Source organism: Pseudomonas sp. S31 (assembly GCF_016648105.1).
Lineage (GTDB): Bacteria > Pseudomonadota > Gammaproteobacteria > Pseudomonadales > Pseudomonadaceae > Aquipseudomonas.
Genome location: NZ_JACVVE010000003.1, coordinates 87573 through 110567 on the forward strand (window position 1 = coordinate 87573; position 22995 = coordinate 110567).

Below are 22995 nucleotides of genomic sequence, written 5' to 3' on the forward strand. Positions count from 1 at the left end.
AGGGTAATCACCCCGCCTGGCAGCTAATGCACCAGGCGGGGTGCATCCTGAAGGAAAAGGGGTGTATGATGAGTCAGCCGGGAAATTTCCCGGCTTTTTTGCGTCTGCAAGGTTGATTGGCAAACCGCCAGTTGACGGTTTGGTCAGCTCGCAAGGCAATTCGAGGGTATTGGGTACGGTGGTGGCGCTGGGATCAGTGCTGCCTGCTGCTGTGCGCCAATGCCTGCTTTACTGACGGCTCGCCTGCTGGCAAGCCGCCCGGACCAGAGGGGAAATGGCGTAATGGCAACGGTAGACCGCTGGCTGCTGCCAGATGGCATCGAGGAAGTACTGCCACCGGAGGCTGCGCGTATCGAGATCGCGCGCCGCCAGGTGTTGGACCTGTTCCAGAGTTGGGGCTACGAACTGGTCGTCACCCCGCATATCGAGTACCTGGAGTCGCTGCTTACCGGCGCTGGCCAGGACCTGGACCAGCGCACCTTCAAGGTGGTCGACCCGCAGTCTGGCCGTCTGATGGGCTTTCGCGCCGACTTCACGCCGCAGGTGGCGCGTATCGACGCCCATACCCTGCGCCGTGAAGGCCCGAGCCGCCTGTGCTACGCCGGCAGCGTGCTGCACGCCCAGCCACGCGCCCTGTCCACCTCGCGCAGCCCGATTCAGTTGGGTGCCGAGTTGTACGGCGATGCCAGCCCCACCAGCGACGTTGAAGTCATCAGCCTGATGCTCGCCACGCTGCAACTGGCCGACGTGCCGGATGTGCACATGGACCTCGGCCACGTCGGTATCTACCGCGGCCTGGCTCGTGCCGCTGGCCTTTCCGGCGCAGTCGAGCAGCAGCTGTTCGACGCCTTGCAGCGCAAGTCGGTCGACGAAGTGCAAGCGCTCACCGCCGACCTGCCGAAAGACCTGGGCAACATGTTGCGCGCCCTGGTCGAGCTGTGCGGCGGTCGTGAAGTGCTGGCCGAGGCCCGCGTGCGCCTGGGGCGTGCTCCGGCCAGCGTGCTGGCGGCGCTGGACGACCTGTTGGCGATCGCCGATCGCCTGGCGTCGCGCTATCCGGATCTTCCCCTGTACTTCGACCTCGGCGAGCTGCGCGGTTACCACTACCACACCGGCGTGGTGTTCGCCGTGTTCGTGCCGGGTGAAGGCCAGTCGATCGCCCAGGGCGGTCGCTACGATGACATCGGCGCCGATTTCGGCCGGGCGCGCCCGGCCACGGGTTTCTCCACGGATTTGAAGACCCTGGTCACACTGGGGCGAGCGGAGGTCGTATTGCCAACTGGCGGCATCTGGATGCCCGACAGTGGTGACGCGGCCCTCTGGCAGCAGGTCTGCCAGTTGCGCAACGAGGGCCAGCGTGTGGTCCAGGCCTTGCCTGGCCAGCCGTTGAGTGCTGCTCTCGAGGCGGATTGTGATCGGCAATTGATTCAGCAAGACGGGCGCTGGCAAGTTCTGCCGCTGACCCATTGAGTTTCTGCGTCGGCAGTAGGCCGGCACCAAGTTTGCGTGAATGAGGACAAGTGTTATGGGTAAGAATGTCGTCGTCCTGGGCACCCAGTGGGGTGATGAGGGCAAAGGCAAGATCGTCGATCTGCTGACCGAACATGCTGCCGCCGTAGTGCGCTACCAGGGCGGCCACAACGCAGGTCACACCCTGGTGATCAACGGTGAGAAGACCGTTCTGCACCTGATTCCGTCCGGCATCCTGCGTGAAGGCGTGCAGTGCCTGATCGGCAACGGCGTGGTCGTTGCCCCGGATGCGCTGATGCGTGAAATCACCAAGCTGGAAGAGAAGGGCGTACCGGTGCGCGAGCGCCTGCGCATCAGCCCGGCGGCTCCGCTGATCCTGTCGTACCACGTGGCTCTGGACCAGGCTCGCGAAAAAGCCCGTGGCGAAGCCAAGATCGGCACCACCGGCCGTGGTATCGGCCCAGCCTACGAAGACAAGGTTGCGCGTCGTGGCCTGCGCATTGGCGACCTGTTCCACCGTGAGCGTTTCGCCGCCAAGCTGGGCGAGCTGCTGGATTACCACAACTTCCAGCTGGTGAACTACTACAAAGAGCCGGCCATCGACTTCCAGCAGACCCTGGATGAGTGCATGGCCTACGCCGAGCAGCTCAAGCCGATGATGCTCGACGTCACCGCCGAGCTGCACAACCTGCGTCGCGCCGGCAAGGACATCATGTTCGAAGGCGCCCAAGGCTCGCTGCTGGACATCGACCACGGTACCTACCCGTACGTCACCAGCTCCAACACCACGGCTGGCGGTATCTCCACCGGTTCCGGCGTTGGCCCGATGTACCTCGACTACATCCTCGGCATCACCAAGGCCTACACCACCCGCGTGGGTTCCGGCCCGTTCCCGACCGAGCTGTTCGATGAAACCGGCGCCACCCTGGCCAAGCGCGGCCACGAGTTCGGTTCCACCACCGGGCGTGCCCGCCGTTGCGGCTGGTTCGATGCCGTGATCCTGCGTCGCGCCATCGACGTCAACAGCATCTCGGGCATCTGCCTGACCAAGCTGGACGTGCTGGATGGCCTGGAAACCATCAACATCTGCGTAGGCTACAAAGATGAAAATGGTGAAGTGATCGAAGCACCGACCGACGCCGACAGCTACATCGGCCTGCAGCCGGTGTACGAAGAGCTGCCGGGCTGGAGCGAGTCGACCTTGGGTGCCAAGACCCTGGAAGAGCTGCCGGCCAATGCGCGTGCCTATATCACCCGCATCGAGCAGCTGATCGGCGCGCCGATCGACATCATCTCCACCGGCCCGGACCGCAACGAGACTATCGTGCTGCGTCATCCGTTTGCCTGATCTGCCCTCTGGCTGATCCGACGCCGCGTCCCTGCAAGGGGGTGCGGCTTTTTTTTGGGCTCGCCTTGATGGTTGCAGCGCGGCGGATATCGAGCGCCGCCCGCGCGGCGCTCGATATCATGGGCGCCAAATGACCAGCGGCGAACACATCACGCCTTGTTCAAATACATCCGCGTAGTCAGCAAATAAACCGGCAATCCCGAGACCACGATCAGCAGCGCGGCATATGGCGCCGCCGCAGCGAACTCGACGTTGGCGGTGTGCGCCCAGACCTCGGTGGCCAGGGTCGTCATGCCGGTCGGGCTCAGCAGCAGGGTGGCGGTCAGTTCCTTCATGGCGTCGAGGAACACCAGGGCGAAGGCGGCCGCCAGAGCTGGGAAGATGATCGGCAGGGTGACTCGGCAGAATGCCGCGAAGCTGTTGGCGCCTAGGGTGCGGGCAGCCTCCTCGAGGGTCGGTGAAGCCTTGTTCAGCGCCGTGCGCACCGGTGCCTGGGCCAGTGGCAGGAACAGCAGTGCATAGGCCAGTAGCAGCAACGCAGTGGTCTGGTACAGCGCGGGTACGTAGTGCAGGGAGAACACCACCAGGCTCAGTGCAATCACCAGGCCGGGGAGGGCGTGCAGCAGGTAGGGCAGGCGCTCTGCCCAGATCGCCAGGCGGCCTTTGTAGCGCACCACCAGGAAGCTGACTGGCAGGGCCAGCAGCACGCAGAAGCCGGCACCGCCCAGTGATACTGACAGCGAGGTAAGCAATGCCTTGCCGATGGCCGCGACGGGGAATGCGGCCGACGAGCCAACGCTAAGCCAGTAGCCAAGCATGGCCAGTGGAATACCGCTGCCGAGGATCGCCAGGCCCAGGCAGAACAGCTGCGCCAATGGCATCCAGCCGCGCAGGCGCACCGGTTGCCCGCGGCGTGCCACGCCTTGGCCGATCCGCACGTGGCGAGCCTTGCCGCGCACGCGCAGTTCCAGCCACAGCATCAGCAAGCACAGCGCCAGCAATACGGCCGAGAGCATGGCCGCGTTGGCGTTGCTGAACTCCAGTTCGAACTGCTGGTAGATCGCCGTGGTGAAGGTCTGCAGGCCGAGGATCGACAATGCGCCGAACTCGACCAGCATGTGCAAGGCGATCAGCAGGGCGCCGCCAAGCATCGACGGCCACAGCAGGGGCAGGGTGATCTTGTAGAAGACGCCCCAGCGACTGCAGCCGAGGGTGCGCGCCGACTCTTCGAGCGACGTGTCGAGGTTGCGCAGGGTTGCCGCCACCGGCAGGAACACCAGTGGATACTTGGACAGCGCCATGACCATGATCGCGCCGCCCAAACCTTCGAAGTCGGAACTGAGCGACACCCAGGTGAAGCTGCTGACGAACGACGGTACGGCAAACGGCAGGCACAGCACCACGCCCCAGAGTCGGCGGCCTGGCAGGTTGCTGCGCTCGAGCAGCCAGGCCAGGGCCAGGCCGACGACCATGCAGGTCAGCGTCACCCCGGCCATCAGCATCAGGGTGTTGCGCATCAGGCCCCATACGAACGGGCGCCAGAGCAGGTGCAGCGCTTCGCGCCAGCCTGCTTCCCAGGCCTTCATGGCGACGTACAGCAACGGCAGCACACTCATTGCCACCAGGAACAGCACGGGCAGCACCACCCAGATGGAGGGGCGCTTGCGGCGCGGTACGAAGCGTACCGGCACCGGTTCGGACAGGGCGGCAGTCATCAGAGCAGACCGACCTCGCGCTCAAGCTCCACGGCTTCCTCGGCATTGCCCAGGTCGGCAGGCGAGATCTTCGGCGGACGCAGGTCCTCGAACGGCTTCAGGCCGCGGTCGGACACCATGCCTTTGTGCAGCGGGTATTCGGCGGTGGTCTGGGTGATCACGCGCTGGCCTTCTTCGCTGGCCATCCAGTTGAGCAGGGCCTGGGCTTCTTTCGGATGCTTGCTGGCCTTGACCGCAGCGGCGCCGGAGATGGTCACCAGGTTGCCGGCATCGCCATCGGCCAGGTAGTACAGTTTGGAGTCGAGCTTGCCGCGTTCGCGCTCCAGGGCGTACCAGTAGTAGTTGTTGACCAGGACCGCGTCGACTTCGCCTTTTTCCACGGCCTTCAGGGCGACCATGTTGTTGGTGTAGGTCTTGCCGAAGGCTTTCAGGCCAGTCAGCCATTCTTCGGTGGCTTCGCGCCCGTGCATCTTGAGGATGGCCACGGCCTGCTCCTGGAACGCGCCGCTGGTGGGTACGTAGCCGACGCGGCCGTCCCATTCAGGGTTGGCGAAGTCCATCACCGTGGTTGGCAGGTCTTTTTCGTCGATCTTCTTCGGGTTGAACACGACCACGCGGGTCCGCGCGGTCACGCCCATCCAGGTGCCGTTGGCGGCTACATATTCCTTGGGCAGCATGTTCAGCGTGGCGTCGTCGATCTTCGCCAGCAGGCCCAGTTCGCCGAGGTTGTTCAGCGGTGGCGATTCTTCGGTATAGATGATGTCGGCTGGCGAGCGATCGCCTTCCTCGATGATCTGGCTGGCGAGCTGGTTGCTGCTGCCCTTGCGGATATTGATGTGGATGCCGGTCTTGGCCTCGTAGGCCTTGGCGATGGCTTCGCCGATTTCCTTGTGCTGGCCGTTGTACATGGTCAGCGTGACAGGCTCGTCTGCCATGGCGGCCGGAGCGCCGATCACCAGGCTCAGAACAGCGGCGGCCAGGGTGCGCATCAGCGGTTGCGGGCGGATCGTCATGCGGGTACTTCCTCGCTTACGGCTACATATTTGGCAACAATGGTAAACGAAATCAGTTCTCAAGTGGCCGGGTGACGAGAAATTCATGGGGCGCAGCGAGGGGTTGCAGCCTGTACTGGTCCCTTCGCGGGTAAACCCGCTCCTACAGGAGCATGTAGGAGCGGGTTTACCCGCGAAAAGGCCGGCACAGGAGGGGGGAATAAAAATCGCAGACAAGGAAAAACCCACTAGCAAGCTAGTGGGTTTTTGTATGGTGCCCAGGAGAAGACTCGAACTTCCACGACCGTTAAGTCACTGATACCTGAAACCAGCGCGTCTACCAATTCCGCCACCTGGGCAAAGCTTTGCATCATCTGAAGAAGGCGACTATCGTTCGCTTCACTCAGTCGTAATAGATCCTTGGTCATCTATTACTTGAAAAATCATTGGTGCCCAGGAGAAGACTCGAACTTCCACGACCGTTAAGTCACTGATACCTGAAACCAGCGCGTCTACCAATTCCGCCACCTGGGCACACATTCCGTCGAGGTCACATGATGCTTTACATCGCGTTTCATCTCAACTACAACGTCGGCTGTCCGTCGTTGTGGTGCGCACTATACGGACGCTCCCGAGGGCTGTAAAGCCCCCGATCAAAAAAAAATTCAAAAAATTCAACTTGTTGATTCCACAGGCCTATTGCCGCTGCCCGGACATGCCTCAGGGGCTGTCCAATGCCGAGATTTCCGGTTTCAATACGTCTATGCCAGAATTCCTATCTATATACCCCAAGGTGAACCCCTTCTGATGGCCGATTGGCAATCCCTCGATCCCGAGGCCGCTCGCGAAGCGGAAAAATACGACAACCCCATCCCCAGCCGTGAGCTGATCCTGCAGCGCCTCGCCGACCGTGGCGAACCGGCCGCGCGCGAGGAGCTGGCGGCCGAGTTCGGTCTTCACGAAGAAGACCAGATCGAAGCCCTGCGCCGCCGCCTGCGTGCCATGGAACGCGATGGCCAGCTTATCTATACCCGGCGTGGCACCTATGCCCCGGTAGACAAGCTGGACCTGATCTGCGGCCGCGTCTCCGGCCACCGCGATGGCTTCGGCTTCCTCATCCCCGATGACGGCAGCGACGACCTGTTCCTCAGCCCGTCGCAGATGCGCCTGGTGTTCGACGGCGACCGTGCCCTGGCCCGGGTCTCCGGCGTCGACCGCCGTGGCCGCCGCGAAGGCGTGCTGGTCGAGGTCATCTCCCGAGCCCATGAAAGCGTGGTCGGCCGTTACTTCGAGGAAGGCGGCATCGGCTACGTGACCCCGGACAACCCGAAGATCCAGCAGGAAGTGCTGGTGACTGCGGGCCGCAATGGCGGCGCCAAGATCGGTCAGTTCGTTGAGATCAAGATCACCCACTGGCCGACTCCGCGCTTCCAGCCGCAGGGTGATGTGGTCGAGGTGGTCGGCAACTACATGGCCCCAGGCATGGAGATCGACGTCGCCCTGCGCAGCTACGATATCCCGCATGTCTGGCCCAAGGACGTGATCAAGGAAGCGCGCAAGTTCCGCTCTGAAGTCGAAGAGAAGGACAAGGAAAAGCGCATCGACCTGCGTCACCTGCCGTTCGTCACCATCGACGGCGAGGATGCCCGCGACTTCGACGACGCGGTGTACTGCGAACCCCTGGGCAAGCTGCGCCTGTTCTCCGGTGGCTGGCGCCTGTACGTGGCCATCGCCGACGTTTCCAGCTACGTGCGCCTGGGTTCGGCCCTGGACGTCGAGGCCCAGCAACGCGGCAACTCGGTGTACTTCCCCGAGCGCGTGGTGCCGATGCTCCCCGAGGAGCTGTCCAACGGCCTTTGCTCGCTGAACCCGCACGTCGACCGGCTGGCCATGGTCTGCGAAATGACCATGAACAAGGCCGGCCAGATGGTCGACTACCAGTTCTACGAAGGTGTGATCCACTCCCATGCGCGGCTGACCTACAACAAGGTCAGCAGCATGCTCGAGCACGCCCGCACCCGTGAGGGCAAGGCGCTGCGCGAGGAATACAGCGCGGTGCTGCCGGACCTGAAGAACCTGTACAACCTGTACAAGGTGCTTGTCGATGCCCGTCATGCCCGTGGCGCGATCGACTTCGAGACCCAGGAAACCCGCATCATCTTCGGCGACCAGCGCAAGATCGCGGAAATCCGCCCGACCGTGCGCAACGACGCTCACAAGCTGATCGAGGAATGCATGCTGGCGGCCAACGTCGCCACCGCCGAATTCCTGCAGAAGCACGGTGTGCCTTCGCTGTACCGTGTGCACGACGGCCCGCCGCCAGAGCGCCTGGAAAAACTCCGTGCCTTCCTCGGTGAGCTGGGCCTGACCCTGCACAAGGGCAAAGACCCGTCGCCGAAGGATTACCAGGCCTTGCTGGCGAGCATCGCCGGGCGCCCGGACTTCCACCTGATCCAGACGGTGATGCTGCGCTCGCTGAGCCAGGCGGTGTACAGCACCGACAACAACGGCCACTTCGGCTTGAACTACGAGGCGTACACCCACTTCACCTCGCCGATCCGTCGCTACCCGGACTTGCTGGTGCACCGCGCCATCCGTAGCGTCATCCGTTCCAAGGTCGATACCCCGCACGTCAAGCGTGCCGGTGCGATGAGCATCCCCAAGGCGCGCATCTATCCGTACGACGTGAACACCCTCGACCAGCTCGGCGAGCAATGCTCGATGACCGAGCGTCGCGCCGACGAGGCCACTCGTGACGTGGTCAACTGGCTCAAGTGCGAGTTCATGAAGGATCGCGTCGGCGAGACCTTCCCAGGCGTGATCACCGCGGTTACCGGCTTCGGCCTGTTCGTCGAGCTCACCGACATCTACGTAGAGGGCCTGGTGCACGTCAGTGCGCTGCCGGGCGACTACTACCACTTCGACCCGGTGCATCACCGCCTGTCGGGTGAGCGTACCGGCCGCAGCTTCCGCCTGGGCGACACCATCGAGGTCAAGGTCATGCGCGTCGACCTCGACGAGCGCAAGATCGACTTCGAAGTATCCGACAAGCAGCTTGCCGCACCCGTCGGTCGCAAGGGGCGTGGTGCCGCGCCTGCCGCTGAAAAGGCCGAGCCCGCGCCGCAAGTGCCGGCCAAGGCCACACCCAAGCCGCGCAGCCGCAAGAGCGAAACCGCCGAGGCGTACTTCCCGAAGGACGCCGTGCAGCGCAATGCCGAAGTGCGCAAGAGTCGCGAAATGAAGAAAGCGCTGATGAGCGAGGCCCGTACCGGTAGCCATGCCAGCAGCAAGTCGGACAAGGCTGGCAAGTCGTCCGCCAAGCCGACCAAGCACCGTAAAGGCCCGTCGAAATCCGGCGCGCCGCGCAAGAGCAAGAACAAGCCATGAGTCAGCTGGAAAAGATCTACGGCGTGCACGCCGTGCAGGCGTTGCTGCAGCACCATCCGAAACGGGTCAAGCAGATCTGGTTGTCGGAGGGGCGCAGCGAGCCGCGTATCCAGGCGTTGCTGGCACTGGCTGCAGAGAATCGCGTGGCGGTCGGCCAGGCCGAACGGCGTGAACTCGATGCCTGGGTCGAAGGCGTGCACCAGGGCGTGGTCGCCGAGGTCAGCCCGAGCCAGGTATGGGGTGAGTTGATGCTCGAGGAGCTTCTGGAGCGCACCGAGGCGCCGCCGCTGATCCTGGTGCTCGACGGGGTCACCGACCCGCACAACCTCGGTGCCTGCCTGCGCACCGCCGATGCGGCCGGTGCCACGGCGGTGGTGGTGCCCAAGGACAAGTCGGCGACCCTGACGCCGGTGGTGCGCAAGGTGGCTTGCGGCGCGGCGGAGGTGATTCCGTTGGTGGCCGTGACCAACCTGGCGCGTACCCTGGAAAAACTCCAGCAGCGTGGCCTGTGGGTGGTCGGCACGGCCGGCGAGGCCGAGCAGGAGATCTACCAGCAGGACCTCACCGGGCCACTGGTGATGATCATGGGCGCCGAAGGCAAGGGCATGCGCCGGCTGACCCGCGAGCATTGCGATTTCCTGGTGAAACTGCCGATGGGCGGGAGCGTCAGCAGCCTGAACGTCTCGGTGGCCACCGGCGTGTGCCTGTTCGAGGCGGTGCGCCAGCGTCAGGCCAAGCGCTGACCCATAGCCTGTGCCGGCTTCTTCGCGGGTAAACCCGCTCCTACAAGGGAACGCAATCCCCTGTAGGAGCGGGTTTACCCGCGAAAAGGCCGGAAGCTTGCGAATATGTTTCCGGCTGTTCAAATAATCGCCAATCACCTTGCTTGTCCGTCCCGCCTTCTCTACAATTGCGCCCCTTGCCGAGCTGGCAGGCGCACATGTGCCTCCCCTCCGTGCAAGACATACAGTGTCATTCACTCCTTGTCTGACCAGATTCGCTGGCAGACTACTAACCCGTAAGGAGCATTCATGCGTCATTACGAAATCATCTTCCTGGTTCACCCGGACCAGAGCGAGCAAGTCGGCGGCATGGTTGAGCGTTACACCAAGCTGATCGAAGAAGACGGCGGCAAGATCCACCGTCTGGAAGACTGGGGCCGTCGTCAACTGGCCTACGCAATCAACAATGTTCACAAGGCTCACTACGTGATGCTGAACGTTGAGTGCACCGGCAAGGCCCTGGCCGAGCTGGAAGACAACTTCCGCTACAACGATGCCGTGATCCGTAACCTGGTCATCCGTCGCGACGAAGCCGTAACCGGTCAGTCCGAGATGCTGAAGGCCGAAGAGAACCGCAGCGAGCGCCGTGAGCGTCGTGAGCGTCCTGAGCATGCTGACTCCGCCGAAGGCGACGACAGCAATGACAGCGACTCCAGCGATAACGCTGACGAGTAATCCACGGACCTTTTGAGGAGCCTATTACATGGCACGTTTCTTCCGTCGTCGTAAATTCTGCCGCTTCACTGCTGAAGACGTGAAAGAGATCGACTTCAAAGATCTCAACACCCTGAAAGCTTACGTATCCGAAACCGGCAAAATCGTTCCAAGCCGTATCACCGGTACCAAAGCTCGTTATCAGCGTCAGCTGGCTACCGCTATCAAGCGCGCCCGCTTCCTGGCCCTGCTGCCCTACACCGACAGCCACGGCCGCTGAGACCGGGTCGTCGACAAGTAGTAAGGGATAGGCATGCGAGCGTTGGCTGATTTCATCATGCGCGGTCGTGTGCAGGCCACCCTGGTGGTGGTTGCAAGTGCGGTATTACCGCTGCTGTTCTGGTTGAGTGCCGCTGCCGGGAGCCTCGTGCTCCTGCGGCGCGGGTTCAAGGACGCTTCAACGGTCATCGTCTGGGGGCTTTTGCCCGCGGTGGCCATTTGGGTCTTCGGCGACCCGAGCACCTTGCTGGTGTTCGTCGGTACGCTGGGGCTGGCCGCCTTGTTGCGAGCCGGGCATTCCTGGAGCCGGGTGTTGTTGTCCAGCGTAGTGTTGGGGTTGGTCTACAGCCTCATCCTGGACACGGTGCTGCGCGACACCTTCGAGGTGCTGGCCGAGGCGCTTGTAAAAGCCCTGCCGCAGATCGAAGGCAAGCCGGTGATTCCCGGTGAGCTGATCGGCCCTGTGCTGGTCGCTTCCACAGCGGTGATGTTGCAGTTGTTCAGCGTGCTGGCGTTGATGCTGGCGCGTTATTGGCAAGCTGCGTTGTACAACCCTGGAGGCTTCGGTCGCGAGTTTCGCGCCCTGAAGTTGCCGCGAGTGGCCATGCTGGCCCTGGTTGCAGTGATGGTGTTGGGCCCGTTCATCGGCCCGCAGTTCATCGTCCTGGCATCCGCTTCCAGCCTGGTGCTCGTCCTGGCCGCTGTCGCTTTGATGCACGGGCTGGTGGCGCAGGGCCGACTGGCCGGTTTCTGGCTGGTGGGCATGTACGTGACGCTGGTGCTGGTAATGCAGCTGATTTATCCGTTGCTCGTGGTTCTGGCCATTGTCGACAGCCTGATTGATTTTCGCGGTCGCAAGTCCCCTGAGGGGAATGACTCCGCGAACGGTGAAGGTTAAAAGTTAAGAGGTTTTACCAAATGGAACTGATCCTGCTGGAAAAAGTCGCTAACCTGGGCAACCTGGGCGACAAAGTTAAGGTTAAGGCTGGTTACGGCCGTAACTTCCTGCTGCCATTCGGCAAGGCCACCGTTGCCAACGCCGCCAACCTGGCTGCGTTCGAAGAGCGTCGCGCCGAGCTGGAAAAAGCAGCTGCTGACCGTAAATCGTCGGCTGAAAGCCGCGCTGCCCAACTGGCCGAGCTGGAAGTGACCATCACTGCCACCGCTGGCGACGAAGGCAAGCTGTTCGGTTCGATCGGCACCCACGACATCGCTGACGCCCTGACCGCCTCCGGCGTTGAAGTGGCCAAGGCTGAAGTTCGTCTGCCGAACGGCACCATCCGTCAGGTTGGCGAATACGACGTAGCCGTGCACCTGCACAGCGACGTCGAAGCCACCGTACGCGTGGTCGTCGTAGCTGCCTAAGCTGCGCTGATCGGCTGGCCGCTCGCGGCCTGGCCGGTTAACATCGGGCACGGTCCTGTCTTTCGCAGGCCGTGCCCTTTGTCTTTTTCATCCTCCAGAATTCTTTCGTGGCCATGAACGAGATCACCAACCCCGAACAACTCGACCTGCAGACCGCCGCCCTCAAGGTCCCGCCGCATTCCATCGAGGCCGAACAGGCCGTGCTCGGTGGCCTGATGCTGGACAACAACGCCTGGGAGCGGGTGCTGGACCAGGTGTCCGACGGCGATTTCTATCGGCATGACCACCGTCTGATCTTCCGTGCCGTGCACAAGCTGGCCGACGCCAACCAGCCGTTCGACGTCGTCACCCTGCACGAGCAACTGGACAAGGAAGGCTTGTCGACCCAAGTCGGCGGCTTGGCGTACCTGGCCGAACTGGCCAAGAACACGCCGTCGGTGGCCAACATCAAGGCCTACGCCGCGATCATCCGCGAGCGTGCCACGCTGCGGCAACTGATCAGCATCAGCACCGATATCGCCGACAACGCCTTCAACCCGCAGGGGCGCAACGCCGAGGAAATCCTCGACGATGCCGAGCGGCAGATCTTCCAGATCGCCGAGGCGCGGCCGAAGACCGGTGGCCCGGTGGGGGTCAACGAACTGTTGACCATGGCCATCGACCGCATCGACACGCTGTTCAACTCCGATAGCGACATCACCGGGGTTTCCACCGGCTTCACCGACCTGGACGAGAAGACCAGCGGCCTGCAGGCCGCCGACCTGATCATCGTTGCGGGTCGTCCATCGATGGGCAAGACCACCTTCGCCATGAACCTGGTGGAAAACGCCGTGCTGCGTACCGACAAGGCGGTGCTGGTGTTCTCCCTCGAGATGCCAGGCGAATCGCTGATCATGCGTATGCTCTCGTCCCTGGGACGTATCGACCAGACCAAGGTGCGTTCCGGTCAGCTCGACGATGACGACTGGCCGCGCCTGACCTCGGCGGTCAACCTGCTCAACGACCGCAAGCTGTTCATCGACGATACTGCCGGTATCAGCCCCTCGGAGATGCGTGCGCGTACTCGCCGCCTGGCGCGTGAGCACGGCGATATCGCCATGATCATGGTCGACTACCTGCAGCTGATGCAGATTCCGGGTTCTGCCGGTGACAACCGGACCAACGAGATTTCCGAGATTTCTCGCTCGCTCAAGGCTCTGGCCAAGGAATTCAACTGCCCGGTCATCGCCCTGTCGCAGCTGAACCGCTCGCTGGAGCAACGCCCGAACAAGCGTCCGGTGAACTCCGACTTGCGTGAATCGGGTGCGATCGAGCAGGACGCCGACGTGATCATGTTCGTCTACCGTGACGAGGTATACCACCCCGAGACCGAGCACAAGGGCGTGGCGGAAATCATCATCGGCAAGCAGCGTAACGGCCCCATCGGCTTCGTGCGCCTGGCGTTCATCGGCAAGTACACCCGCTTCGAAAACCTCGCGCCGGGCATGTACAACTTCGACGACGACGAATAATCCGCTCCTACAGTCGATCATCATGAATCCGACCGCCATCGTCGGATTTGGTCAAAATTTGTGCTATATTCCGCGCCCGCGATTTCCCTGCACACCAGAACCGGTCACTGACATGCAAGCAGCCAAACCACTCTACGACTATCCCAAGTACTGGGCCGAATGCTTCGGGCCAGCACCTTTCCTGCCGATGAGCAGGGAGGAGATGGATCTGCTCGGCTGGGATTCCTGCGACATCATCATCGTGACCGGTGACGCCTACGTCGACCACCCGTCGTTCGGCATGGCCATCATCGGCCGCCTGCTGGAAGCCCAGGGCTTCCGCGTGGGCATCATCGCCCAGCCGAACTGGCAGTCGAAGGACGACTTCATGAAGCTCGGCGAGCCGAACCTGTTCTTCGGGGTCGCGGCGGGCAACATGGACTCGATGATCAACCGCTACACCGCCGACAAGAAGGTTCGTTCCGACGACGCCTACACCCCCGGCGGCCTCGCCGGCTCGCGCCCTGACCGAGCCAGCCTGGTCTATAGCCAGCGCTGCAAGGAAGCCTACAAGCATGTGCCGATCGTGCTGGGCGGCATCGAGGCCTCGCTGCGCCGGATCGCCCACTACGACTACTGGCAGGACAAGGTCCGCCATTCGATCCTGATCGATGCCAGCGCCGACATCCTGCTGTTCGGCAACGCCGAGCGCGCGGTGGTCGAGGTGGCCCAGCGCCTGTCCAACGGCGAGCGGATCGAGACCATCACCGACGTGCGTGGCACCGCCTTCGTACGCCGTGACACCCCGCAAGGCTGGTACGAGATCGACTCCACCCGTATCGACCGCCCAGGCCGTGTCGACAAGATCATCAACCCGTACGTCAACACCCAGGACACCCAGGCTTGCGCCATCGAGCAGGCCAAGGGCGAGGTGGAGGACCCGAACGAAGCCAAGGTCGTGCAGATTCTCGACAGCCCGGCAGTGACCCGGGAAAAGTCGGTGATCCGCCTGCCATCGTTCGAGAAGGTGCGCAACGACCCGGTGCTGTATGCCCACGCCAACCGTGTGCTGCACCTGGAAACCAACCCCGGCAACGCCCGCGCCCTGGTGCAGAAGCATGGCGAGGTGGATGTGTGGTTCAACCCGCCACCCATTCCCATGAGCACCGAGGAAATGGACTACGTGTTCGGCATGCCCTACGCCCGTGTGCCGCACCCGGCCTACGGCAAGGAGCGCATCCCGGCCTACGAGATGATCCGTTTCTCGGTGAACATCATGCGTGGCTGCTTCGGTGGCTGTACCTTCTGCTCGATCACCGAGCACGAAGGCCGCATCATCCAGAACCGCTCGCACGAGTCGATCCTGAACGAGATCGAAGAGATGCGTGACAAGGTGCCAGGCTTCACCGGCGTGGTCTCCGACCTGGGTGGCCCGACCGCCAACATGTACCGCATCGCCTGCAAGAGCCACGACATCGAAAAGCACTGCCGTAAGCCATCGTGCGTGTTCCCGGGCATCTGCGAGAACCTCAACACCGACCACAGCTCGCTGATCGAGCTGTACCGCAAGGCCCGTGCCCTGCCGGGGGTGAAGAAGATCCTGATCGCTTCGGGCCTGCGCTACGACCTGGCGGTGGAATCGCCTGAGTACGTCAAGGAACTGGTCACCCACCACGTCGGCGGTTACCTCAAGATTGCCCCCGAGCACACCGAGCGTGGCCCGCTGGACAAGATGATGAAGCCGGGCATCGGGACCTACGACCGCTTCAAGCGCATGTTCGAGAAGTTCTCCAAGGAGGCGGGCAAGGAGCAGTACCTGATCCCGTACTTCATCGCCGCGCACCCAGGCACCACCGACGAAGACATGATGAACCTGGCCCTGTGGCTCAAGGGCAACGGCTTCCGCGCCGACCAGGTGCAGGCGTTCTATCCATCGCCGATGGCCTCGGCCACGGCCATGTACCACTCGGGCAAGAACCCGCTGCGCAAGGTCACCTACAAGAGCGAAGGGGTGGAGATCGTCAAGAGCGACGAGCAGCGCCGCCTGCACAAGGCGTTCCTGCGCTACCACGATCCGAAGGGCTGGCCGATGCTGCGTGAAGCGCTGCAGCGCATGGGCCGTGCCGACCTGATCGGGCCTGGCAAGCACCAGCTGATTCCGTTGCACCAGCCGCAGACCGACACGTACCAGAGTGCACGACGCAAGAACTCGACGCCTGCCGGTAGCCACAAGGTGGCCAAGGATCAGAAGATCCTCACCCAGCACACCGGCCTGCCTCCGCGTGCCAGCGATGGCAGCAAGCCATGGGACAAGCGCGAGAAGGCCAAGGCCGAGGCGTTTGCGCGTAACCAGCAGGCGGCCAAGGAGCGCAAGGAAGCGGCCAAGGGTGGCGGTGGCAAGGGCAAGAAGCCGCGCCAGCCAGTCATCCCGCGCTGAATAGAGCACCCTGTAGGAGCGGGTTTACCCGCGAATGCGATGTAGCATTCGACGACGCATTCGCGGGTAGACCCGCTCCTACAGAGGCCGCTCCTCAGCGTTCAATCCGGCTTCTTGTCGACCCACTTCGGCGCCACTGGCGCGACAAAGCTGTCCATCCCGTCCAGCAGCGCATCGGCCTGTTGCTCGAGCAACAGCATCGCCCGGTGCGGCGGCCGCACGAAGCCTTCCTCGACGATATGGTCGAGGAACCCACCCAGCTTCTCGTAGAAGCCATTCACATCGAGCAATCCCAGCGGCTTGGCGTGGTAGCCGAGTTGCCCCCAGGTCCACACCTCGAACAATTCTTCCAGCGTACCCAGGCCGCCCGGCAAGGCGATGAAGGCGTCGCTGAGCTCGGCCATGCGCGCCTTGCGCGCGTGCATGCCGTCGACCACTTCGAGGCGGGTCAGGCCTTTGTGGCCGATCTCGGCGTCCATCAGGCTTTGCGGGATGATCCCCACCACTTCGCCGCCGGCAGCCATCGCCGCGTCGGCCACGGTGCCCATCAGGCCGACCGCGCCACCGCCGTAGACCAGGGTCAGGCCACGCCGGGCAATGGCCTGGCCAAGCGCGACGGCGGCGTCACGGTAGGCCGGGTTGGCGCCGATGCTGGCGCCACAGAAGACACACACGGAACGTACAGGCATTGCTCATCTCCCTTCTCACAGGGCGACAGGGTACGGCGCATGCCCCTCGCTTCCAAGGGCGGATATCACTCAGGGCGGGAAAATTCACAGCTTGCACCCGTGGTGCCATGGGCGTAGGCAGCGAGCAGGCTGTTCATGAAATTCGACAGAGACATGGTCTTGCTCCTAAATGAGAGGTTGTCCCATCGTCCATTAAAAGGGCATGATGTGCCCTTAGATTGGTTGTATACAATCGATTGAACAATTCTACTGGCTGGCCGCTTGACACCTCATTGATGCACATCACCCAGGGGTGTGGCGGTTTCAGGCAGTGTTGCGATTGATAAAAACCCCTGCCAAGGAGATTCACGATGTTTGCGAAAGCTGTAGCGGTATCCCTGCTGACCCTCGCCAGCGCCTCCGTCTTCGCAGCCGAGTGTTCGGTAACTGTCGACTCGACCGACCAGATGTCCTACACCACCAAGGAAATCACCGTCGACAAGAGCTGCAAGGAATTCACCGTCAAACTGACCCACTCCGGCAGCCTGCCGAAGAACGTGATGGGCCACAACCTGGTCATCAGCAAGACCGCCGACATGCAGGGCATCGCCACCGAAGGCATGGGTCAGGGCCTGGACAAGGACTACATCAAGGCCGACAACGCCGGGATCATCGCCCACACCAAGATGATCGGCGCGCCGGAGAAGGAAACCGAAGTGAAGTTCGACCCTTCCAAGCTGGAAGCCGGTGGTGACTACAGCTTCTTCTGCACCTTCCCAGGCCACATCTCGATGATGAAGGGCAAGGTCGTAGTCAAGTAATCCAAGCCCGACGGCGTCCCCTGTAGGAGCGGGTTTACCCGCGAATGCGTCGGTGGATCTACCATCGCATTCGCGGCGGTTCGGCGCCCCGATGAACCCGCTCCTACAGGCCCGATCAAGGAGCGAACGGCAGTTCGCGCTTGTGCTGGGTCTTGCGGTAGGTAGCAACGATGATGTCGAACGCTGCCTGGTCAACTGGCTGGCCATGCAGGAACGCATCGATCTGCGCATAGGTAACGCCATGCGAAGCTTCGTCCGGCTTGCCCGGTTCGAGGTCCTCGAGGTCGGCGGTCGGTACTTTTTCCACCAGCGACTCCGGCGCACCGAAGCTGCGCGCGATCGCCCGTACCTGGTTCTTCACCAGCCCACTCAGCGGGGCCAGGTCGCAGGCGCCATCACCGAACTTGGTAAAGAAGCCCGTTACATTCCTCCCCCCGAAATAGTGCCCAATCCAGCGCAGTGACTCAGTGAGTGACGATTTTGGCTCTTGTGCAGAATCTGTATCTGCACAGTCTGGGGATTCTGGATTGAGTCCTCTCCTAGAGCTTCTTCCGGTTTCGCTAGATGGGGCTGAGCTTGGTTAGGGCATAATGTCCTAGTTCGCAAGATGCCCGCGACCCTCCGGGTAGTCCTGACCCAGGTTCAATGAGCCGTAATGGCTAGCAGTAATCCGATAGCCCCGCGCTCAGCATGGAGCTTCAGATGGTGCTTCCTTGATCGCAGATGTCAGGACAGTGTTGCATCTTGCCGATCTCGATCTAGGCATTTCTGGAGGAACCATGGAGCAACGTTTGAGAGTGGTAATGGCCCAGCTGAACATCCGCGTCGGGGATGTATACGGCAACGTTGAGAAGGTTATTGAAGCCGTTCATAAGGCACGCGACGACCTCAAAGCCCAGGTCATCGTGTTTCCAGAGCTGACCCTTTGTGGCTACCCACCAGAGGATCTGCTCCTTCGCTCCAGCATGCAGAGCCGGATCGAAAAAGCCCTGCAGCATATCAAGGAAGCTGTCAAAGGCATCGTCACCGTAATTGGCTTCCCTTGGGTTGAGGACGGAGCTCGCTACAACAGCTGCGCCGTGATTTCGGATGGCGAGGAGCTCGCCCGGTATAACAAGCAGCGCCTGCCTAATTACCGTGTTTTCGATGAGAAACGGTATTTTGAGCCGGGCAGTGGCCCGTGCGTAGTTGATCTCTTCGGCGTACCGGTCGGTATTACCATCTGTGAGGATATCTGGTTCTCTGAGCCTCTCAAGCAGGCTTGTGATGCCGGCGCCCAGATCATGCTGACCCTGAACGCCTCGCCGTTCCATCGTGGAAAGCAGGCCGAACGCGAGGAGCTCCTGGCGACACGTGCCAGCGAATGCTCAATCCCTATGGTTTACGTGAACCAAGTTGGTGGCCAAGACGAGCTGGTATTCGACGGCAACAGCTTCGTAGTGGATGGGAACGGAAAGGTCACTCAGCGTGCCCCTGCTTTTGAGGAAGGCCTCTTCGTTTCGGAGTTTGAGATCAAGGAAGGCGCTTTGGTGCCCGTTCCGGCTCAGACCACCGAGCTTCTCAGCCTTGAGGCCAGCGTCTACCAGGCATTGGTAGCTGGCGTTAAGGACTATGTGCAGCGCAACGGCTTCAAAGGTGTTGTGCTCGGCCTTTCGGGTGGCATCGACTCGGCGTTGGTGCTAGCTGTTGCTGTGGATGCCCTGGGTGCAGAAAACGTTGAAGCTGTGATGATGCCTTATCACTACACGGCCCAGATGAGCCAGGACGACGCGAAAGAGGAAGCCGACATCCTGGGCGTGAAGTACAGCGTCCTGCCCATCGCATCCATGGTAGAAGCCTTCCTGACCACGCTTGCGCCAATGTTCGAGGGTTTGGGCAAAGACGCAACCGAGGAAAACCTCCAGGCCCGGTGTCGCGGCACCATGCTCATGGCCATTTCCAACAAGAAGCGTTATCTCGTTCTCACGACCGGCAACAAGAGTGAGATGGCGGTCGGTTATGCGACCTTGTATGGCGATATGGCGGGTGGCTATGACGTCTTGAAGGACGTACCAAAGACCTTGGTATTCCGCCTCTGTGAATACCGCAACACCCTGGGCTACGTCATTCCGCAGCGCGTCATTGATCGTCCACCTTCTGCAGAGCTTGCTCCTGACCAGAAGGACGAGGATTCCTTGCCTCCATACCCAGTCCTCGATGAGATCCTTCGCTTGTACATCGAGCAGGACTTGTCTGCCGATGCCATCACCGAGATGGGCTTCGATCAGGAGGTTGTGAGGAAGGTAATTCGCTTGGTCGACCTGAACGAATACAAGCGGCGCCAGGCGGCTGTGGGCCCGCGTGTCACCGAGCGTGGCTTCGGTCGTGACCGGCGTTACCCAATCACCTCTGGCTGGAGCATCGGAGACTGATGCCTTAGTCAGCTGACTGGGTATGCTAGGGGCGCCTTTGCGCCCCTTTTTCTCGTCGGTTCAGTGTAATTAAATCTTGAAGAATTTTTCGTTTTTAGTGAGTCGAAGAACGGTATTCTCTTGAATGAATTTTTTGTCAAAGCCATCAAGTTTGTCATTCAATATGGCGGCGATGGTTTGAATTTTTTTCTCATTGGCGAAGCTGAAGAGTTTGATGAGCTTGTCCTCATCAACCACTTCTAGATAGTCCTGGACGGTAAAGGCAAGCAGCTTTGATTTGTACTTATTAACGAAATACACGTAGGCCATGTCAAAAGCCATTGCTGCAGCCCGTGGAACACCGTCGCCAGTATTTTTTTCTTCGTTCACGATTGTGAAGTCCGCTTTGCCATTATGGCTGGCGTTAACTACCAACTCGTTATGGTGTTTAATGAAAAGCCTTCCAGTGATGTCGGTGTATGCTTCATTGAAAATTTCAAGCTTGGTATGCAGATCTGAATAGTACACAGCAATAGTTCGTCTCACGTCTTCAACTGTGCTTTTCAGTTCTGCAATTCTGTTGGTGGAGATCTCTATTTCACTTGTGACGTATGCGAGCCGCCCCTTGGCCTCGCGTAAATCTTGCAGTTGCTTCTCCGCCAAAATCAAACCGCTGAAGTGGCTATCCCTAGAAAGGTCTTTAACTATTGATTTTTCGTCAATCAGCAGTTGAGCCAGGCTGCTTCTTAGGGACTCAAGTTCATCGGCGGTATCGGCAGAAAGCTCTTCAACATAGGCTGCCTTACGGCTCATTATTGAGTTGTGAAATTCAATGGTCTCTTCTAGGGTCTTGCTAAGGTTTGGTACTAAAGATTTTGCTTCATTGTATAGGGCGGTTATTTCTCCTACATTAATCTCTACTGAATTGTCTCTGTATCGTTCAATGGTTTTGTTGTTGTAGTAGATCTTGGTTTCCAGATTGACGATTCGAGATGTTAGTGCTGCTACACTTCTGCGTGATTCGCGGAGTTCGGCAATGGCATAGTTTTGAGAGTCAAGAAGATCATATTCGTCCTCCTTTGATTGCAATTCGGCTATCTTATGCTCAATTGTTTTGATTTCTTCAAGTCGGAACTCAAGTTCGGCTCCGTCAAGAAGAGTCTTAATTCGGCTTTCCTCAATCTGAATATGTTGCTCAATCAAATTTATTTGCCGGACGGAGTCGATGAATTCGAAATCAAAAAGGTATGCGTAGATTAAGTCGTATTCGTTGTTGCTCGTAAATACGTTCAAATATTTTAGCGAGTTGTTGCTTGTCGGCCTGTTGATTCTGAAAAACTTGCTGCGAATTGATCCGAATTTTGGTTGTTCTCTTGTGTAACCGAACAAGCGTGGCAGCTCTCTATCGAAAGAGGCGCCATTCTTGTACCCAATACCATCAATGGTGCTGGAAACCGAGATGGTCTCGCGTGCACCAATCTTTTTTGATAAGACTCGAGTAATAGTGTGCTTAATGGACGAAATGTTTAGCACTAACTCAAACCTCACGTCCCCTTTGGTAAGGAATTCTTTAACTTTTTCGTTGATCTTGTTGTTGTCAGGATCTTTCCATAGAGGGTCAGGTTTACTGCCTAAGCAAAACGCGAGGGCGCGCAGTGACGTACTTTTACCAATCTGATTTCCGGTCTCGCCCAGGTTGGTAATTATATTCATTCCTTCCTTGAATGAAATGGTACGTATTTCTTCGCTTCCATCAAATACAGATAACTTAATCAGTTGCATAAAGAAATATCACCTTGCTTCGTCAGCTCTACACATCCAGTGATGTAAAGCCAGTCGAGCGCGTACAGAATGTAAGCAAAAGAAACACGCTCAAATTTTTCTTGGTATCTTTCAAAGAGTGCCAGGGGGCTCATGGCGCCAAGGTCGCTAGATTTCAGAACCATAAGTATCCGACCGCCAATAATGTAAAGGCTTTTGAGCGGGGAACTGGTGTTCTGAATAATCATTGTGGTGGCTCCAAAATCTTGCAGTTAATGAAGCCGTAGCAAACAATCAGCTGTCTGGCCCATTCGACCAGTTCGGATGGCATTCCGTGAAAGCCTGTCTTGATATCTACAATGAGCTCGGATACTTTCAAGATAAGTTCGTCCGAGCCTAGACGGACTGCACTAAGCCTTTGTTCATCAGTAACAGGCTTCTCTTTCTGGCGCATAAATAGTTCGCGCCTCGCAATTTTGTACTTCTGATTGATGGCGTAGAGGAAGCGCTTCTGTGCGCCAGGATCTTCGTTATCAATAGTTAAAATCAGACTTTCAATGAGCTCCATGTAGCCCACGTTGTCGATTATAACTTCTGAATAAACCGTGACATTGTTGTGCTCGATTTTTTCATCAATGCCACGATAATCAATTTCGATGTCGGCGATCTCATCATACGGGGTATGGGTTGATACGATTTTTATCAAAAGCGGATTTAGTAGGGAGGAGATAGCCGCTGGGGATGCAGCTACTGTGACACCCCCGCTTCCCGTGCTGACAACTGTTAATCCACCGTTCGTTGCCTGAGCGTCAATATTCGGCGTGAATAGGCTCATGGCTTATGTACAGTTACACTGCCGCGACCTGTGGATACAACAGTGGTGGAACTATTGTCCGACGAAGCTGAAATTGCCGGTTTTCTGCTGAACGCTTGCAGCGCCACCAATAGAGTAAAGCAGAACACACAACTTCCAAGGGAGTACAAGAACAGCTTGTAGATTGATTCGCTTGGCAGGCCCTTGAGCAAGTCAGACTTGAACCAGCCGGCGTACATTGAGTAGAACATAGCCGCCCCTAGGGCTGTGAATGTTCCCCCTGCGCCTGCGATAACCTTCAAGAAGCCGAACATTCCTTTCTCCATGGTAGTCGGTCACTCGTCAGTGAGTGCCAGCAGCGTGATATTACAGATTTCGCTTACGGCTCCACAAGGCGCTCCTGCCGCAAAGGCTCGGCGCATGCGGGATCATGCAGCTTCTGAGGCCAGGGCCTGCGTACGCGGCTATCAGGCCTTGAAGCCCTTCCTGAAGGCTGCATCGAGGTTCAGCAGAGCAGGGGACGGCTCGAGCCAGGACACCCATTCGCTTTGCCAGGGGAGCAAGTGGCGGGATAGGTGGGGCTCACCACATCGCGCTGCTGACGAGATGGAGCTCCTGGCCT

19 protein-coding genes, 2 tRNA genes and 1 pseudogene are annotated in these 22995 nt (G+C 59.8%); 12 read left to right on the top strand and 10 right to left on the bottom strand.

What is annotated here, in order from left to right:
- Positions 1-282 precede the first annotated feature (282 nt).
- Entirely contained in the window at positions 283-1470 is a 1188-nt protein-coding gene (locus IAE37_RS04130) for an ATP phosphoribosyltransferase regulatory subunit (RefSeq protein WP_201169621.1), read from the top strand.
- A 55-nt stretch (positions 1471-1525) separates the two neighbouring features.
- A complete protein-coding gene (locus tag IAE37_RS04135) occupies positions 1526-2818 on the top strand; it encodes an adenylosuccinate synthase (RefSeq protein ID WP_201169623.1) in 1293 nt (430 codons plus the stop codon).
- A 149-nt stretch (positions 2819-2967) separates the two neighbouring features.
- On the opposite strand, the gene IAE37_RS04140 is transcribed toward IAE37_RS04135, so the two are convergent.
- The 4 genes from IAE37_RS04140 to IAE37_RS04155 all read right to left on the bottom strand — a co-directional run bounded on the left by IAE37_RS04140 (position 2968) and on the right by IAE37_RS04155 (position 6059).
- Positions 2968-4533, bottom strand: a complete 1566-nt coding sequence (locus IAE37_RS04140; RefSeq protein WP_201169625.1) for an ABC transporter permease — start codon at positions 4531-4533, stop codon at positions 2968-2970.
- On the bottom strand, positions 4533-5546 hold the full coding sequence (locus IAE37_RS04145) for an extracellular solute-binding protein (RefSeq protein ID WP_201169635.1): 1014 nt from the start codon (positions 5544-5546) through the stop codon (positions 4533-4535). The genes IAE37_RS04140 and IAE37_RS04145 overlap by 1 nt, the downstream gene beginning before the upstream one ends.
- Positions 5547-5797: 251 nt before the next feature.
- A tRNA-Leu gene (locus tag IAE37_RS04150) sits at positions 5798-5884 on the bottom strand.
- 88 nt (positions 5885-5972) lie between these two features.
- Positions 5973-6059: transfer RNA gene (locus IAE37_RS04155), tRNA-Leu, on the bottom strand.
- A gap of 273 nt (positions 6060-6332) precedes the next feature.
- Between IAE37_RS04155 and rnr the strand changes: the two genes are divergently transcribed.
- The 8 genes from rnr to IAE37_RS04195 all read left to right on the top strand — a co-directional run bounded on the left by rnr (position 6333) and on the right by IAE37_RS04195 (position 15919).
- Positions 6333-8912: a ribonuclease R gene (gene rnr / locus IAE37_RS04160; protein WP_201169637.1), complete on the top strand. Its 2580-nt coding sequence runs from the start codon at positions 6333-6335 to the stop codon at positions 8910-8912.
- On the top strand, positions 8909-9655 hold the full coding sequence (rlmB, locus tag IAE37_RS04165; protein WP_201169639.1) for a 23S rRNA (guanosine(2251)-2'-O)-methyltransferase RlmB: 747 nt from the start codon (positions 8909-8911) through the stop codon (positions 9653-9655). The genes rnr and rlmB overlap by 4 nt, the downstream gene beginning before the upstream one ends.
- 288 nt (positions 9656-9943) lie before the next feature.
- A complete protein-coding gene (gene rpsF, locus IAE37_RS04170; RefSeq protein ID WP_003249557.1) occupies positions 9944-10369 on the top strand; it encodes a 30S ribosomal protein S6 in 426 nt (141 codons plus the stop codon).
- Between the two features lie 28 nt (positions 10370-10397).
- The gene (gene rpsR / locus IAE37_RS04175) at positions 10398-10628 is read left to right on the top strand and encodes a 30S ribosomal protein S18 (protein ID WP_003249563.1); all 231 of its coding nucleotides are present in this window, start codon (positions 10398-10400) and stop codon (positions 10626-10628) included.
- A 33-nt stretch (positions 10629-10661) separates the two neighbouring features.
- On the top strand, positions 10662-11525 hold the full coding sequence (locus tag IAE37_RS04180; RefSeq protein ID WP_201169642.1) for a hypothetical protein: 864 nt from the start codon (positions 10662-10664) through the stop codon (positions 11523-11525).
- Positions 11526-11545: 20 nt separating this feature from the next.
- On the top strand, positions 11546-11992 hold the full coding sequence (gene rplI / locus IAE37_RS04185) for a 50S ribosomal protein L9 (protein WP_012316464.1): 447 nt from the start codon (positions 11546-11548) through the stop codon (positions 11990-11992).
- A 113-nt stretch (positions 11993-12105) separates the two neighbouring features.
- Entirely contained in the window at positions 12106-13503 is a 1398-nt protein-coding gene (gene dnaB, locus IAE37_RS04190; protein WP_201169645.1) for a replicative DNA helicase, read from the top strand.
- Positions 13504-13615: 112 nt separating this feature from the next.
- Positions 13616-15919, top strand: coding sequence for a YgiQ family radical SAM protein (locus IAE37_RS04195; protein WP_201169648.1), 2304 nt, complete (start codon positions 13616-13618; stop codon positions 15917-15919).
- Positions 15920-16020: 101 nt separating this feature from the next.
- Here IAE37_RS04195 and IAE37_RS04200 read toward each other — a convergent pair whose 3' ends face one another.
- A complete protein-coding gene (locus tag IAE37_RS04200) occupies positions 16021-16608 on the bottom strand; it encodes a TIGR00730 family Rossman fold protein (protein ID WP_201169650.1) in 588 nt (195 codons plus the stop codon).
- Positions 16609-16958: 350 nt separating this feature from the next.
- On the opposite strand from IAE37_RS04200, the gene azu reads away from it, so the two are divergent.
- Positions 16959-17408: an azurin gene (gene azu, locus IAE37_RS04205; protein ID WP_201169653.1), complete on the top strand. Its 450-nt coding sequence runs from the start codon at positions 16959-16961 to the stop codon at positions 17406-17408.
- Positions 17409-17523: 115 nt separating this feature from the next.
- Here azu and nadE read toward each other — a convergent pair.
- Positions 17524-17832: pseudogene (gene nadE, locus IAE37_RS04210) on the bottom strand (NAD(+) synthase); the annotation flags it as partial.
- 355 nt (positions 17833-18187) lie between these two features.
- On the opposite strand from nadE, the gene IAE37_RS04215 reads away from it, so the two are divergent.
- On the top strand, positions 18188-19819 hold the full coding sequence (locus IAE37_RS04215) for an NAD+ synthase (protein ID WP_201169999.1): 1632 nt from the start codon (positions 18188-18190) through the stop codon (positions 19817-19819).
- A gap of 69 nt (positions 19820-19888) precedes the next feature.
- Here IAE37_RS04215 and IAE37_RS04220 read toward each other — a convergent pair whose 3' ends face one another.
- Genes IAE37_RS04220 through IAE37_RS04235 form a run of 4 tightly spaced genes read right to left on the bottom strand, consistent with a single transcriptional unit; the run spans position 19889 to position 22687 of the window.
- On the bottom strand, positions 19889-21580 hold the full coding sequence (locus tag IAE37_RS04220; RefSeq protein WP_201169655.1) for a DUF2326 domain-containing protein: 1692 nt from the start codon (positions 21578-21580) through the stop codon (positions 19889-19891).
- Entirely contained in the window at positions 21571-21807 is a 237-nt protein-coding gene (locus IAE37_RS04225) for an ABC-three component system middle component 6 (RefSeq protein ID WP_196169266.1), read from the bottom strand. Before IAE37_RS04225 ends, IAE37_RS04220 begins: the two co-directional genes overlap by 10 nt.
- Positions 21804-22394, bottom strand: a complete 591-nt coding sequence (locus IAE37_RS04230) for a hypothetical protein (RefSeq protein WP_201169657.1) — start codon at positions 22392-22394, stop codon at positions 21804-21806. The genes IAE37_RS04225 and IAE37_RS04230 overlap by 4 nt, the downstream gene beginning before the upstream one ends.
- Positions 22391-22687: a hypothetical protein gene (locus IAE37_RS04235; protein WP_201169659.1), complete on the bottom strand. Its 297-nt coding sequence runs from the start codon at positions 22685-22687 to the stop codon at positions 22391-22393. Before IAE37_RS04235 ends, IAE37_RS04230 begins: the two co-directional genes overlap by 4 nt.
- Positions 22688-22995: the final 308 nt, after the last annotated feature.

Excerpts from the sequence above, each read along its gene's own strand:
- IAE37_RS04130 (WP_201169621.1), top strand. The coding sequence starts at position 283 with ATGGCAACGGTAGACCGCTGGCTGCTGCCAGATGGCATCGAGGAAGTA.
- IAE37_RS04135 (WP_201169623.1), top strand. The coding sequence starts at position 1,526 with ATGGGTAAGAATGTCGTCGTCCTGGGCACCCAGTGGGGTGATGAGGGC.
- IAE37_RS04140 (WP_201169625.1), bottom strand. The coding sequence starts at position 4,533 with ATGACTGCCGCCCTGTCCGAACCGGTGCCGGTACGCTTCGTACCGCGC.
- IAE37_RS04145 (WP_201169635.1), bottom strand. The coding sequence starts at position 5,546 with ATGACGATCCGCCCGCAACCGCTGATGCGCACCCTGGCCGCCGCTGTT.
- rnr (WP_201169637.1), top strand. The coding sequence starts at position 6,333 with ATGGCCGATTGGCAATCCCTCGATCCCGAGGCCGCTCGCGAAGCGGAA.
- rlmB (WP_201169639.1), top strand. The coding sequence starts at position 8,909 with ATGAGTCAGCTGGAAAAGATCTACGGCGTGCACGCCGTGCAGGCGTTG.
- rpsF (WP_003249557.1), top strand. The coding sequence starts at position 9,944 with ATGCGTCATTACGAAATCATCTTCCTGGTTCACCCGGACCAGAGCGAG.
- rpsR (WP_003249563.1), top strand. The coding sequence starts at position 10,398 with ATGGCACGTTTCTTCCGTCGTCGTAAATTCTGCCGCTTCACTGCTGAA.
- IAE37_RS04180 (WP_201169642.1), top strand. The coding sequence starts at position 10,662 with ATGCGAGCGTTGGCTGATTTCATCATGCGCGGTCGTGTGCAGGCCACC.
- rplI (WP_012316464.1), top strand. The coding sequence starts at position 11,546 with ATGGAACTGATCCTGCTGGAAAAAGTCGCTAACCTGGGCAACCTGGGC.
- dnaB (WP_201169645.1), top strand. The coding sequence starts at position 12,106 with ATGAACGAGATCACCAACCCCGAACAACTCGACCTGCAGACCGCCGCC.
- IAE37_RS04195 (WP_201169648.1), top strand. The coding sequence starts at position 13,616 with ATGCAAGCAGCCAAACCACTCTACGACTATCCCAAGTACTGGGCCGAA.
- IAE37_RS04200 (WP_201169650.1), bottom strand. The coding sequence starts at position 16,608 with ATGCCTGTACGTTCCGTGTGTGTCTTCTGTGGCGCCAGCATCGGCGCC.
- azu (WP_201169653.1), top strand. The coding sequence starts at position 16,959 with ATGTTTGCGAAAGCTGTAGCGGTATCCCTGCTGACCCTCGCCAGCGCC.
- IAE37_RS04215 (WP_201169999.1), top strand. The coding sequence starts at position 18,188 with ATGGAGCAACGTTTGAGAGTGGTAATGGCCCAGCTGAACATCCGCGTC.
- IAE37_RS04220 (WP_201169655.1), bottom strand. The coding sequence starts at position 21,580 with ATGCAACTGATTAAGTTATCTGTATTTGATGGAAGCGAAGAAATACGT.
- IAE37_RS04225 (WP_196169266.1), bottom strand. The coding sequence starts at position 21,807 with ATGATTATTCAGAACACCAGTTCCCCGCTCAAAAGCCTTTACATTATT.
- IAE37_RS04230 (WP_201169657.1), bottom strand. The coding sequence starts at position 22,394 with ATGAGCCTATTCACGCCGAATATTGACGCTCAGGCAACGAACGGTGGA.
- IAE37_RS04235 (WP_201169659.1), bottom strand. The coding sequence starts at position 22,687 with ATGTTCGGCTTCTTGAAGGTTATCGCAGGCGCAGGGGGAACATTCACA.